The following is a 12976-nucleotide window of genomic DNA, read 5'->3' as shown; positions in this document are numbered from 1 at the left end:
GGTATCTCCTCAGCTGGCCCCTGCCCGGCTTGCGGAACTGCCGCTTGAATGCCGACAGTTAGGACCCTGCGTGTCTCCCATGGCCCGCACCGCACCGGTGCCCGCCGCAACAGATCCGGCCATCATCCGGAACTTCTGCATCATTGCCCATATCGACCACGGTAAGTCCACCTTGGCCGACCGCATGCTGCAGTACACCGGCGTCGTTCAACAGCGCGACATGAAAGCCCAGTATCTGGACCGCATGGACATCGAGCGTGAGCGCGGCATCACCATCAAGTCACAGGCCGTCCGCATGCCCTGGGAGGTTGACGGCACAGCCTATGCCCTGAACATGATCGACACCCCGGGCCACGTGGACTTCACGTATGAGGTATCCCGCTCCCTGGCAGCCTGCGAGGGAGCAGTGCTGCTGGTTGACGCTGCCCAAGGCATCGAAGCCCAGACCCTGGCCAACCTCTACCTGGCTATGGAGAACAACCTCACCATCATTCCGGTGCTGAACAAGATCGACCTCCCCGCTGCGCAACCGGAGAAGTACGCGGCTGAGCTTGCCAACCTCATCGGTGGAGATCCGGAAGATGTCCTCAAGGTTTCCGGTAAGACGGGCGTAGGCGTCGAGGCTCTGCTGGACAAGATCGTCCGCGACCTTCCGGCACCTGTTGGCAATCCGGACGCTCCCGCGCGTGCCATGATCTTTGATTCGGTCTATGACACGTACCGTGGCGTGGTCACCTATGTTCGTGTGGTGGATGGCAAGCTCCACCCCCGCGAACGCATCCAGATGATGTCGACCCGTGCAACCCACGAACTCCTCGAAATCGGCGTGAGCTCTCCTGAGCCCACCCCGTCGAAGGGCCTGGGCGTAGGCGAGGTGGGATACCTCATCACCGGCGTGAAGGATGTCCGCCAGTCCAAGGTCGGCGATACTGTCACCAACCAGGCCAAACCGGCCTCGGAATCGCTCAGCGGGTACGCCGATGCGAAGCCGATGGTCTTCTCCGGCCTCTACCCCTTGGACGGCACGGACTACCCGGTACTCCGCGACGCCTTGGAAAAGCTGATGCTCAACGACGCCGCCCTGGTCTACGAGCCTGAGACGTCAGCTGCGCTGGGCTTCGGTTTCCGCGTCGGCTTCCTCGGTTTGCTGCACCTCGAGATCACGCGCGAACGTTTGGAACGCGAGTACAACCTCGACCTCATCTCTACTGCTCCCAACGTGGAGTATGAGGTCACCTTGGAAGACAAGCGGGTTGTCCACGTCACCAACCCCAGCGAGTACCCCACAGGCAAGATCGCCGAGGTCCGCGAACCGATGGTCTCCGCTACCGTCCTGGCGCCCAACGAGTTCGTCGGCGCCATCATGGAGCTGTGCCAGAGCCGCCGCGGTCAGATGAAGGGCATGGACTACCTGTCCGAGGACCGTGTCGAACTCCGTTACTGGATCCCGCTGGCCGAGATCGTGTTCGACTTCTTCGATCTCCTGAAGTCCAAGACGCGCGGGTACGCCTCGCTGGACTGGAAGGCCGACGGCGAGCAAGTGGCCGACCTCGTCAAGGTCGACATCCTGCTTCAAGGTGAACAAGTGGACGCGTTCAGTGCCATCACGCACCGCGACAAGGCCTATTCCTATGGTGTGATGATGACCGGGAAGCTCCGCGAGCTCATTCCGCGGCAGCAGTTCGAGGTGCCCATCCAGGCTGCCATTGGCTCCCGCATCATCGCCCGCGAGAGCATCCGGGCCATCCGCAAAGACGTTCTTGCCAAGTGCTACGGCGGTGACATCACCCGTAAACGCAAACTGCTGGAAAAGCAGAAGGAAGGCAAGAAGCGCATGAAGATGGTGGGCCGCGTCGAGGTGCCGCAGGAAGCCTTCATCGCTGCCCTCACCACTGACGAGTCGAAGGACAAGGCAAAGAAGTAAATGCCAAGCGTCCTGCCTTTGGGCGATCCGGCACCTGCTGACGGCTTGCTGCCGTCGCAGGTGCTCGCCGACGTCGGACGCCGGAAGTTCGGCTTGTACGTCCACATACCGTTCTGCGCGGTGCGGTGCGGCTATTGCGATTTCAACACCTACACCGCGACGGAACTGGGCGGGGGAGCCTCACAAGCTGCCTACTCAGGTACCGCAGCGTCGGAGGTGGACTTCGCAGCGAAAGTGCTTGAGGATTCAGGCCTGCCGCGGCGTCCCATGAGTACCGTTTTCTTTGGCGGTGGCACGCCCACGCTGCTGCCGGCCGAAGACCTCGCGGAGATCCTGCGGACCGCAGTGGGGCATTGGGGGCTGGAAGAAGGCGCTGAGGTCACCACGGAGGCCAACCCGGATTCGGTAACCCGTGAATCGTTGCAGGTCCTCAAGGACGCTGGCTTCACCCGCGTCTCCTTTGGCATGCAGTCGGCAGTCCCGCACGTCCTCAAGGTACTGGACCGGACCCACACGCCACGCCGTGTCCCCCAGGTTGTCCAGTGGGCCCGGGAAGCAGGGCTGGCCGTCAGCCTGGACCTGATTTACGGGACGCCGGGGGAGTCCATGGCCGACTGGCGGGAGTCGTTGGAGACCGCGCTCTCCTACGAGCCCGACCACATCAGCGCCTACGCCTTGATCGTGGAGGAGGGGACCAAGCTTGCCGCCCAGATCCGCCGTGGCGAGGTGCCCGGCATCGACGACGACGACCACGCGGCCAAGTATGAACTTGCCGACCAGCTGATCTCGGAAGCCGGCCTGGGCTGGTATGAGGTCAGCAACTGGGCCAGGACACCTGAGCAGGCCTGCCGCCACAACCTGGCATATTGGCGCGGCGACGACTGGTGGGGTATCGGCCCCGGAGCGCATTCCCATGTGGGTGGCGTCCGGTGGTGGAACGTGAAGCACCCCGCTGCCTATGCTTCCCGCCTGGTGGCCGGAGAGTCTCCGGCTGCGGGCAGGGAAACGCTCGACGCCGGAACACGGGACGTGGAGCGGATCATGCTGGAGGCGCGGCTTGTGTCAGGCCTGGCAATAGACGGCTTGGACAAGGACGGCAGGCGTGCTGTGGCGGGTTTGATAGCCGATGGCCTGGCCGAACCTGCTGCGGCCTTCCAAGGTCGCTTGGTGCTGACCCTTAAGGGACGTTTGTTGGCCGATGCGGTAGTGCGGCGCATCCTGCCGGACTGACTTACGGAAAGATCGGCCCTGCGGAAAGATCGGCGTCGCCGCTACTTGATCCAGCGAAGGTTGAAGCGGTAGCGGTGCGGCTGGCCGTGGTTCACGCGGATGCCGGCGGAGACGGAGAAGCACGTGAGTGCCACCCAGATTGCCGTGGCGATGACGGCAAAGATGTTCCCTACAACCGGTAGCAGTACGAGGATGTTCGCTACGGCCGCTGCAATGGTGGGCGGCAGCGTGAAGTTGAGCGCTTCCTTGGATTCCTGCGCTGTAAAGGGACCCCTGTCGCGGAAAATCAAGTAAATCAGCAGCGAGGGCAGGCACCCGAGGATTCCACCGAAGTGCGCCAGGGTTGCCCACTGGCGGTCCTCGCTGGCTGTGAGAGGGAGTGCGTTTGCAGGCGCGCCATGGTACTGGGGCTGACCTGCGGCCCTGCCCGGTTCTTCTGGGGCGTTCTCTGACACGTTGGTTCCCTTTGCTATAAAAAATGCTGCGGTGTTGCTGTCCCAGAATATAGGGTCCGGGGCTGTTCCGGGACCAACCCGCCGCCCGCCGCCGTCGGACGCCCGGGCGCTGGAGTCAGGGCGCGGTGAGGAAGTCGATGACTTCCTCGACGCGGCCCAGGAGGGAGGCTTCAAGGTCGGCGTAGGTGCGGACCGCGCCCAAAAGGCGCTGCCAGCCGATTCCGATGTCCTCCGCAGTCTCGTGCGGCCAGCCAAAAGCGCGCAGGATCCCCGTCTTCCAGTCCGTACCGCGGGGAACATCGGGCCATTGGGCGATGCCAAGGACCTTGGGCCGGATCGCCTGCCAGACATCCACGTAGGGGTGTCCCACGATCAGGACGTTACGGGCAGCGCCCGGCAAGGTCATCGCTTCGGCGGCGATCCGCGATTCCTTGGAGCCGGCTACGAGGTGGTCCACGAGGATTCCCAGTTTGCGCCCCGGGCCGGGGTTGAAGGCTGCTATCGCGGCTTTGAGGTCATCCACCCCGTGCAGGGGCTCGACGACGATGCCCTCCACGCGGAGGTCGTCACCCCATACTTTTTCCACGAGTTCCGCATCGTGCTTGCCCTCCACCCAGATGCGGCTCGCTTTGGCCACCTGGGCCCGTTGGCCACTGACGCGCACGGAACCCGAAGCTGTCCGGGTGGGGGAGGCTGCAGTGGCGGGCGCCTTGGGCGCGGGAGGCAGGAGCCGGATGGGCTGACCTTCCAGCAGGAAGCCGAAGCCCAGCTGGAAGGACTTGGTTTTTCCGCGCCGGTCTTCGAGGGCCACGATGTGCATCCCGCCGGACTTTTCCACGCGGGTGACCGCACCCACCCAACCGGATTGGGCATCCTCCAGCACCATCCCGCGCTGCACGGGTACCTCCGGGAGCCGCTGTTGGGCAGGAGCGGTCAGGTCCTGTGGACCCCAGGTGTCATAAGCCAAGGAATGACCTACCTCTTCGGGCTTGGACGGCTGCCGGGCCGCAGTCGCCGCCAGGCCTGCCATGGATGTCTGCGCGGGCGGTTTCAATGCTAGCAACGCGGTGGCTCATACTAGACTTGTTAGCACTTGGGCATGTCGAGTGCTAAGCAAAAGGGTCAGCTGAAGGTCCCTCGTGCATCAGTGCATGGGCCGGATGGTCTGTCAGGAGGTGTTGGAATGAGTGAGCCACGCAAACTCGAAGTGCTGCGTGCCATTGTTGAGGACTACGTACATTCGCGGGAGCCTGTTGGTTCCAAGGCCCTGGTAGAACGCCACCACCTGGGCGTATCCAGTGCGACCATCCGCAACGACATGGCGGTGCTTGAAGAAGAGGGGCTGATCGCAGCGCCACACACCAGCGCCGGCCGTATTCCGACGGACAAGGGCTACCGCCTGTTCGTCGACCGGATCTCCCAGGTAAAGCCCTTGTCGGCCGCTGAGCGTCGTGCCATCCACTCCCTGCTTGAGGGGCCGGATGATATGGACGACATCCTTGAGCGGACCGTGAGGCTCCTGTCGCAGCTGACCAACCAGGTAGCCGTCGTGCAGTATCCGCACTCCAAGCGCGCCGTGGTGCGCCATGTTGAGTTCGTCCTCCTCGGGCCAAAGCAAGTGCTCGTGGTGCTGATTGCCGACACTGGAAGCGTTGGGCAGAAGGTCATCGATGCCGGTGCCGACGTTGCCAACGAGGCCCTCATGGCGCTGCGTTCACGGTTCCTGGGCAGCATCGCCGGCACGCAGATGGACCTCCTTCCGCAGGTCTTGCCGTCCGTGGTGGCGCTGTGCCCGCCGGAGCTGCGGGGACTGGCCCAGATGCTGGCCAACGGACTCCAGGCCCTCAGCGATACCAGTAAGGAAGAGCGGATCCTGATGGCCGGCACGGCCAACCTCGCCCGTTCCAACGTGGACTTCCCCCTGAGCATAGGGCCGGTGCTGGAGGCCCTTGAGGAACAAGTTGTCATGCTCCGGTTGTTGTCGGACATGGGGGATGATCCGCGCGGCGTGACAGTGAGCATCGGCCGGGAAAATCCCTACGACGGGTTGGCCGAGGCCTCCGTGGTGGCTACCGGTTACGGTTCCGGCGCCAAGGTTGGAGTCCTCGGTCCCACCCGTATGGACTACCCCACCACCATGGCGGCAGTCCGCGCCGTAGCGCGCTACCTTTCCCGAATTCTCGGCGGCTGAAACCGGCCGTCACCAAAGACCGCAGTACAACAAGGAAGAGATACCGACTTTGAGCAGCCACTATGACGTTTTGGGAGTCTCGCCGGAAGCCACCGGGGAAGAGATCAAAAAGGCGTACCGCAAGTTGGCGCGCAAGCTCCACCCGGATGTAAATCCGGGGGAGGATGTCGCCGAACGCTTCAAGGCCGTGACCCACGCTTACGAAGTCCTGTCAGACCCGCAAAAACGCAGGGTGTACGACGCCACGGGCAATGAAAACGGAACGGACAACGGCTTCGGCGGCGGCTATTCCGGGCAAGGCTTTGCCTTCCAGGACATTTTCGACACCTTCTTTGGCGGGGGCGGGGGTCACGGAGGGCCCGCGTCCCGCGTGCGCCGTGGCCAGGACGCCCTCATCAGCGTGCGCATTGATCTCAAGGACGCCGTGTTCGGCGTCAACAAGAAGCTCGAAGTGGACACCGCTGTTGTGTGCCCCACCTGTGACGGCAGCTGCTGCCGTCCGGGTACCCACCCGGAACGCTGTGACATTTGTGGCGGCAGTGGCCAGGTCCAGCGCGCTGTGCGCTCCATTCTGGGTCAGGTCATGACCACCGCGCCCTGCGGATCCTGTGAAGGATTCGGCACCATCATCAAGGATCCCTGCAACGAGTGCAGCGGCCAGGGCAGGATCCGCAGCCGCCGGTCCCTCACCATCAAAGTGCCCGCCGGTGTGGCCACGGGGACCCGTATCCAGCTGTCCGGCCAGGGCGAGGCAGGCCCCGCCGGTGGTCCGGCAGGCGACCTGTACGTGGAGATCCGCGTCAACAGCGATTCCACCTATATCCGCGAAGGGGACGATCTCCACGCCACGCTAAGTGTTCCCATGACTGCAGCCGCACTAGGCACGGAGTTGACCCTGGAGACCTTCGACGGTCCGCAGGAGATCGATGTGACGGCCGGTACGCAGTCCGGCGAGATCATCACCCTGCGCGGGCTCGGCGTGACGCATCTTCGCGGTTACGGCCGCGGCGACCTCAAAGTGCACCTGCACGTGGAGACGCCAACCAAGCTGGACGCCGCCCAGGAAGACCTGCTCCGTCAACTCGCCAAACTCCGCGGAGAACAGTTCACGGACGGGAAGCTCGTTGCCAGCGGCGGGATGTTCGCCAAGCTGCGGGACAAGCTCGGTAACCTGTAGCGGTGAGCAACCCCGTATTCTTCGCCCCCGCCGGCAGCCTTGGCGGATTGGTGTCTGGTTCCGTCTTTGTCCTGGAGGGCCCGGAGGCGCGGCACGCCGTGACAGTGAAGCGTCTGTCCGCGGGCGAACCGGTGGATATTTCCGACGGTGAAGGTGCCAGGCTGACGGGTAGGGTCTCCGAGGCAGGGCAAGGCTCGCTGTCCGTGGTTGCGGAAGAAGTAGCCTTTGAGGAACGTCCCGCTGTCCGGTTGGTGCTCGTGCAGGCGCTTGCCAAAGGAGACCGCGACGAACTCGCCATCGAAACGGCTACCGAGCTCGGCATTGATGCTGTGATCCCCTGGCAGGCGGAGCGCTCCATTGTGCGGTGGAAGGGCGATCGCGCCGCGAAAGCGCACGCGAAGTGGCAGTCCGTGGTGACTGCAGCAGCGAAACAAGCACGCCGGGCCTGGATTCCTGAAGTCAGGGACCTGGTGGACACTACAGCGTTGGCCAAAGCGGCCGCCGCGGCGGATTTGGCGGTGATCCTCCACGAGGACGCCAAGAACTCCCTGCGTTCGGTGATTGAGGAGGCCGGGTTCCTCTCGAACAGCGGCCCGGACGCCGCGAGGGAAGTCCTCCTGATCGTCGGTCCAGAGGGTGGGATGGCTCCCCGTGAGGTGACCAGGCTCAGTGATGCCGGCGCGGTGACGGCGCTTTTGGGGCACCACGTGTTGCGATCGTCAACGGCCGGACCGGCCGCCGTCGTTCTGTTGAGCGATATTCTGGGCCGCTGGCGTTAGCAGACGGCGGACCGGCCCAACCGCCCGGGCCAGGGCTCACTCGACCTTGAAGAGGCGGGTGTCCAGGGTGGTCTCGTCTGCGCGGCCGGATTCATCCACCTGAACAACCCGGAGTTCATACTTGCCGGGCTTCAGCGTGGCCCCGAAGGAGAAAACCCCGTATTGTCCGGGATCTCCGGTTGGCTTCGCCTGGCCGGTAAGCTTGCTGGTCCGCGTTCCGGAGCCGTTGTCCTGGAGGATCTGCCAGTTCACGGGCTTTGAACTGTCGGTGCTGCGCCCGTTGAACTTCACCGCACCCGCGGGCACCGAGGCATCTTCCTGAGGATCGATGATCCACAGCGGCGCCACCAGTGAGGCATCACGTGCCATGGGCTGGCCCAGCTTCACCTGCCCGAACGCCATGAAGTCCGTGTGCCCGTCCACCAGGATGACTACCTGGATTTGCTGGCCCGAGTTGATCAGGCCCGAGGAGGACGCCGCCGCCGACGCCGTGTAGACCAGCTGCTGTACGGCTCTTTGGGCCATCCCGGCGTCGAGGTTGGCGTTGAACGCATCCCGGGAGATGTCCACTGTGATGACGTTCTTGCCGGAGATGGAAGTGGCCAGGCTCCCGGGGTCCTGCCATGGCGTGAAGAAGTCGTGGTCCAAGGGCTTCTGCGCCATCATGATCCGAAGCGCCGTGGTCACCGGGTTCTCATCGCCGGAGATGTCCCTGAACTCTCGGTACAGGTAGACGTTGTCCTTGCTGCGCCCGATCCAATAGACGGGAATTTTGGTCGAAGCCTGGGTTGTCTCAAGGGGGGCATTGCTCGCGGGAGCGTCCTGGACGCTGATGGGAGGTCCCGAGGTGGCCGGTGTGTTGCCGCCGTTGGCTATGCAGCCCGTCAGCAATAGGACAGCAAGCATCGCAGGCGCCGCTACTGCGGATTTTCTCCGCCGCTGTGCGCCTTGCTGGTTGTTTGCCGGCTTGGTGATGGGGGTTCCTTGCCTCGCGGCCGACGTTTCCGGGCGGCCGGTAGTGCGTACAGTGTTGTTCCTGTTTCTTCCTGCTTTGCCAGCTTGGCACATGTACGACGGCGTCCTGCCGGCTTTTGGGGGTACCGGGGCAACTGCAACAGGATTGATATCGGCCCGATGCCGAGTTGAGACAAATTCGTAACGGCCTTGATTCGATGCTGTGAAAGCCCCCACGGAAAGGGGCCGGGCTGCGGTCTGCTGGCGTAGGATTGGAGGCATTCCCGCAGGCGGGCATCCGTGAGGATGGGCGCACCACGGACATATGGATAATGACTGAACCAACCGGAGGAGATCAGGCCGTACGGCCAGCACTATGAGTGAATCCCTGAATGGGCGGTTGCGGACCGGAAACGGAAACGCCGCGGCCACCGAGTTCCCGCACACGCTACCGGGCACGCGCACGGAAATCGTCACGTTCGACAACTCCGATCAAATGATTCACTCGCTGGGCAGCCATGATGAGGCCTTGCGCTACATCGAGGATCAGTTTCCCGACGTCAATTTCCACGTTCGTGGCAACGAGCTGTCCATGTCCGGGCCTTCGACTGTTATTCCGAGGATCATGCGGCTCCTGGAGGAAGTCCGGGGGCTGGTGGCCAAGGGAACAGTGGTCACTCCGGACGTGCTGCAGCAGCTGGTTTCCCTCTTGCGGTCCCAGTCCGTGCAGAACCCCGTGGACGTGCTGACGCACAACATCCTTTCCAGCAGGGGCAGGACCATCCGGCCCAAGACCCTGAACCAGAAGAACTATGTTGACGCCATCGACGGGAACACGGTGATCTTCGGCATCGGTCCGGCGGGTACCGGCAAGACGTACCTGGCAATGGCGAAAGCCGTGCAAGCGCTCCAGAACAAGGAAGTCAGCAGGATCATCCTGACCCGGCCGGCGGTGGAAGCGGGGGAGCGGCTCGGCTTCCTGCCCGGAACCCTGAGCGACAAGATCGATCCCTATCTTCGGCCGTTGTATGACGCTTTGCACGACATGATGGACCCTGAATCGATTCCGCGGCTCATGGCGGCAGGGACCATTGAAGTTGCCCCGCTCGCCTACATGCGTGGCCGCACCCTGAACGATGCCTTCATCATTTTGGACGAGGCACAAAACACCACGCCCGAGCAGATGAAGATGTTCCTCACCAGGCTTGGGTTCGGCTCGAAGATGGTTGTCACCGGCGATGTGACCCAGATCGATTTGCCGTTCGGTGCCACCTCCGGCCTGCGCATTGTCCGGGAAATCCTCACGGGGATCGACGACGTCAATTTCTCGATCCTTGAGGCCGGCGACGTCGTCCGGCACCGCCTTGTGGCAGACATCGTTTCCGCGTACAGCAAGTGGGATGACGCCCACCGGCCCGCAGCAGCGGCCGGCGCACAACACAAACGTGGAGAACGCAAATGAGCATTGAAGTCAACAACGAGTCCGGCGTGGAGGTGGACGAGGAACAGCTGGTAACACTGTCCCGGTTCATCTTCGAACGCCTGTATATCCACCCGCAGGCCGAACTGTCCATCCTTTTGGTGGATGAAGCTGCCATGGAAAAGCTGCACATCGAACTCATGGACGAGCCCGGAGCAACCGATGTCCTCTCGGTTCCGATGGATGAGCTGACGCCGGGGACTCCGGACAAGCCCACGCCGCAGGGCATGCTCGGGGATATCGCCATCTGCCCGCAGGTGGCCGAAGTGCAGGCCCGCAACGCAGGCCACGCCACCCAGGATGAGATGTTGCTGCTCACGACGCACGGCATCCTCCACCTGCTGGGCTTCGACCACGCCGAGCCCGAGGAAAAAGAAGAGATGTTCGGCTTGCAGCGTGAACTGCTGTCTGAATTCCTGGGCAAGGATGCCCCCATGGAGACCATGCAGTGACCTCGCTCATCCTGGTTGGCATGGCGCTGGTTTTTCTCAGTTTCGTCGCCCTGCTGACTGCAGCGGAGGCTGCCTTCAACTTCCTGCCCAGGCACGAAGCTGAACAATCGGTGCTCCGCAGCAAGGGCAAAGCCCTGGCGAGCATTCTGAAGAATCCTGTTGCCCATATGCGGGCGCTCCGTTTTTGGCGCGTCTGGTTCGAGATGGCAGCCGCGGTTGCAGTCGCCGTCGTGCTTCACAGCCTGTTGGACAACGTGTGGCTTGCCGGGCTGGCAGCCACCGGCATCATGGCTGTCATCGGCTTTGTGCTGGTGGGTGTTTCGCCACGGCAACTGGGCCGGGCGCAGTCGGGTCCGGTCGTCCGCTTCACTGCTCCGCTCATTCGGTTTCTCTGCTGGGTGCTCGGTCCCGTTCCCGCCTGGCTGGTGTCCTTGGGAAGTGCCGTTGCTCCCGGGGCGCCCGCAGGCGATGACGCGTTCGTCAGCGAGGAAGAGTTCCGTGAGTTTGTTGACCGTGCTGCCGAGTCGGACATGATCGAAGACAATGAGGCTGAACTGATTCAGTCGGTCTTCGAATTCGGTGACACTTTGGTGCGTTCCGTCATGGTTCCCAGAACGGACATCGTCAGCATCACCACGGGTTCCAGCCTGGAAGAAGCAATGGCCCTGTTCCTGCGGTCCGGGTACTCCCGTATCCCGGTTATCGGCGAGAACACGGACCAGATCAAGGGGATCCTCTACCTCAAGGACGTGGCGGCCGCACTGCACCGGCGGGAGCCCGGACTGCAGCCGCACGACGTCGACTCCTTGTCCCGGGAGGTCCGCTACGTTCCCGAGTCCAAGCTTGTCAGCGACCTGCTCAAGGAGCTGCAGAAAGAATCGACGCACGTCGCGATCGTCATCGACGAGTACGGAGGGACGGCCGGTCTTGTCACCCTGGAGGACCTCATTGAAGAAATCGTCGGGGAAATCGTGGACGAGTACGATGCAGCCGCGGAAGAGGCGGTTGACCTGGGCGATGGAACATACCGTGTGAGCGCCCGGATGAGCATTGACGATCTTGGCGAACTGTTCGACATCGACCTTGACGATGACGAAGTCGATACGGTGGGCGGCCTGCTGGCCAAGGCCCTCGGACAAGTCCCTATTGTGGGTAGTTCCGTGGAAGTGGACGGCGTCTCGCTGCGCGCCGATAGGCTTGAGGGTCGGCGAAACCGGGTAAGCCACATCATTGCGGCGGCGATGCCAAAAGAAGAAACTGACCTTGAAGACCTTCTTGACGAATCAGATACAACGCAACAGGGAGTTCCACGTGAGCAAGCAAAGTAAGAACCGCGACGCCGAGGATGCCTTCGGCGGCTTCCACGCAGGATTTTCCGTCCTTGTTGGCAGGCCCAACGCAGGCAAATCAACCCTGACGAACGCCTTGGTGGGGCAGAAGGTCGCGATCACCTCCGCCAAACCACAGACGACGCGCCACACCATCCGCGGTATTGTCCACCGGGAAGACGCACAGTTGATCCTCGTGGACACCCCGGGACTGCACCGCCCCAGGACCCTGCTCGGCAAACGCCTCAACGAGCTCGTGGCCGACACCCTCGCCGAGGTGGACGCGATCGGGTTCTGCCTCCCCGCCAACGAGAAAATCGGCCCCGGTGACAAATACATCGCCGCGCAACTGGCCGCCGTCGGACGTAAACCGATCGTCGCGATCGTCACCAAGACCGACCTCGTGGACCGCAAGGCCCTCACTGAGCAGCTGATGGCGGTCGAGGCACTCGGCCGCGAGGTGCTGGGAGAGCAGGGCTGGGCGGACATCGTTCCCGTATCCGCAGCTGACGGTTTCCAGGTCACCACTGTTGCCGACGTCCTGATCAGCCACATGCCGCCGTCGCCTCCGTTGTACCCGGACGGCGAACTCACGGACGAACCTGAAGCGGTCATGATCGCCGAACTTATCCGCGAGGCCGCGCTGGAGGGGGTGCGGGATGAACTACCCCACTCACTGGCAGTGGTGGTGGAAGAGATCGTTCCCCGCGAAGGGCGGACCGAAGAGAACCCCCTCCTCGATGTCAGGGTCAATCTTTACGTGGAAAGGCCGTCCCAGAAGGCCATCATCATCGGCAAGGGCGGCAGCCGCCTGCGGGAGGTCGGAACCAATGCGCGCAAGGGGATCGAAACCTTGCTGGGCACCAGGATCTACCTCGATCTGCACGTCAAGGTGGCCAAGGACTGGCAGCGTGATCCGAAACAGCTGGTGAAGCTTGGCTTCTGAGCCTGTGCCCGCGTCGGCGTGGCCGAAGGCAGGATAAGGAACTTCCCAGAATCGGCCATT

At 63.0% G+C, this 12976-nt stretch carries 12 protein-coding genes; 9 read left to right on the top strand and 3 right to left on the bottom strand.

Features of this window, described 5'->3' with window-relative positions:
- Positions 1–70 precede the first annotated feature (70 nt).
- On the top strand, positions 71–1924 hold the full coding sequence (gene lepA, locus AUR_RS01635) for a translation elongation factor 4 (protein WP_043426564.1): 1854 nt from the start codon (positions 71–73) through the stop codon (positions 1922–1924).
- A complete protein-coding gene (hemW, locus tag AUR_RS01630; RefSeq protein WP_062096910.1) occupies positions 1925–3154 on the top strand; it encodes a radical SAM family heme chaperone HemW in 1230 nt (409 codons plus the stop codon).
- A gap of 41 nt (positions 3155–3195) precedes the next feature.
- Here hemW and AUR_RS01625 read toward each other — a convergent pair whose 3' ends face one another.
- Together AUR_RS01625 and AUR_RS01620 are read right to left on the bottom strand one after the other, a co-directional pair.
- Positions 3196–3609, bottom strand: coding sequence for a DUF4870 domain-containing protein (locus AUR_RS01625; protein WP_021470571.1), 414 nt, complete (start codon positions 3607–3609; stop codon positions 3196–3198).
- Between the two features lie 115 nt (positions 3610–3724).
- The gene (locus AUR_RS01620; protein WP_031215963.1) at positions 3725–4576 is read right to left on the bottom strand and encodes a DUF3097 domain-containing protein; all 852 of its coding nucleotides are present in this window, start codon (positions 4574–4576) and stop codon (positions 3725–3727) included.
- Between the two features lie 216 nt (positions 4577–4792).
- On the opposite strand from AUR_RS01620, the gene hrcA reads away from it, so the two are divergent.
- The 3 genes from hrcA to AUR_RS01605 are packed head-to-tail and all read left to right on the top strand — an operon-like array spanning position 4793 to position 7756.
- Positions 4793–5800 carry a heat-inducible transcriptional repressor HrcA gene (gene hrcA, locus AUR_RS01615; protein WP_062096909.1) on the top strand — a complete coding sequence of 336 codons (1008 nt, stop codon included), beginning with the start codon at positions 4793–4795 and terminating at the stop codon, positions 5798–5800.
- 49 nt (positions 5801–5849) lie between these two features.
- Positions 5850–6977 carry a molecular chaperone DnaJ gene (gene dnaJ, locus AUR_RS01610; protein WP_062096908.1) on the top strand — a complete coding sequence of 376 codons (1128 nt, stop codon included), beginning with the start codon at positions 5850–5852 and terminating at the stop codon, positions 6975–6977.
- Positions 6978–6979: 2 nt separating this feature from the next.
- Positions 6980–7756 carry a 16S rRNA (uracil(1498)-N(3))-methyltransferase gene (locus AUR_RS01605; RefSeq protein WP_021470567.1) on the top strand — a complete coding sequence of 259 codons (777 nt, stop codon included), beginning with the start codon at positions 6980–6982 and terminating at the stop codon, positions 7754–7756.
- Positions 7757–7792: 36 nt separating this feature from the next.
- Here the strand turns inward: AUR_RS01605 and AUR_RS01600 are convergent, their stop codons facing one another.
- Entirely contained in the window at positions 7793–8662 is an 870-nt protein-coding gene (locus tag AUR_RS01600; RefSeq protein WP_021470566.1) for a GerMN domain-containing protein, read from the bottom strand.
- Between the two features lie 424 nt (positions 8663–9086).
- Here AUR_RS01600 and AUR_RS01595 point away from each other — a divergent pair, with 424 nt between their 5' ends.
- Genes AUR_RS01595 through era form a run of 4 tightly spaced genes read left to right on the top strand, consistent with a single transcriptional unit; the run spans position 9087 to position 12916 of the window.
- Positions 9087–10172, top strand: a complete 1086-nt coding sequence (locus AUR_RS01595) for a PhoH family protein (RefSeq protein ID WP_021470565.1) — start codon at positions 9087–9089, stop codon at positions 10170–10172.
- A complete protein-coding gene (gene ybeY / locus AUR_RS01590) occupies positions 10169–10642 on the top strand; it encodes an rRNA maturation RNase YbeY (RefSeq protein ID WP_021470564.1) in 474 nt (157 codons plus the stop codon). The genes AUR_RS01595 and ybeY overlap by 4 nt, the downstream gene beginning before the upstream one ends.
- On the top strand, positions 10639–11970 hold the full coding sequence (locus tag AUR_RS01585; protein ID WP_062096907.1) for a hemolysin family protein: 1332 nt from the start codon (positions 10639–10641) through the stop codon (positions 11968–11970). The genes ybeY and AUR_RS01585 overlap by 4 nt, the downstream gene beginning before the upstream one ends.
- Entirely contained in the window at positions 11954–12916 is a 963-nt protein-coding gene (gene era, locus AUR_RS01580) for a GTPase Era (protein WP_062096906.1), read from the top strand. The genes AUR_RS01585 and era overlap by 17 nt, the downstream gene beginning before the upstream one ends.
- The last annotated feature ends 60 nt before the right edge of the window (positions 12917–12976 follow it).

The organism is Paenarthrobacter ureafaciens, assembly GCF_004028095.1.
Lineage (GTDB): Bacteria > Actinomycetota > Actinomycetes > Actinomycetales > Micrococcaceae > Arthrobacter > Arthrobacter ureafaciens.
This window is presented reverse-complemented; position numbering and strand designations above follow the sequence as displayed.

What these genes read in the sequence shown, in the direction of transcription:
- hemW (WP_062096910.1), top strand. Translation starts at nt 1,925, where the DNA reads ATGCCAAGCGTCCTGCCTTTGGGCGATCCGGCACCTGCTGACGGCTTG.
- hrcA (WP_062096909.1), top strand. Translation starts at nt 4,793, where the DNA reads ATGAGTGAGCCACGCAAACTCGAAGTGCTGCGTGCCATTGTTGAGGAC.
- AUR_RS01600 (WP_021470566.1), bottom strand. Translation starts at nt 8,662, where the DNA reads ATGCTTGCTGTCCTATTGCTGACGGGCTGCATAGCCAACGGCGGCAAC.
- AUR_RS01595 (WP_021470565.1), top strand. Translation starts at nt 9,087, where the DNA reads ATGAGTGAATCCCTGAATGGGCGGTTGCGGACCGGAAACGGAAACGCC.
- ybeY (WP_021470564.1), top strand. Translation starts at nt 10,169, where the DNA reads ATGAGCATTGAAGTCAACAACGAGTCCGGCGTGGAGGTGGACGAGGAA.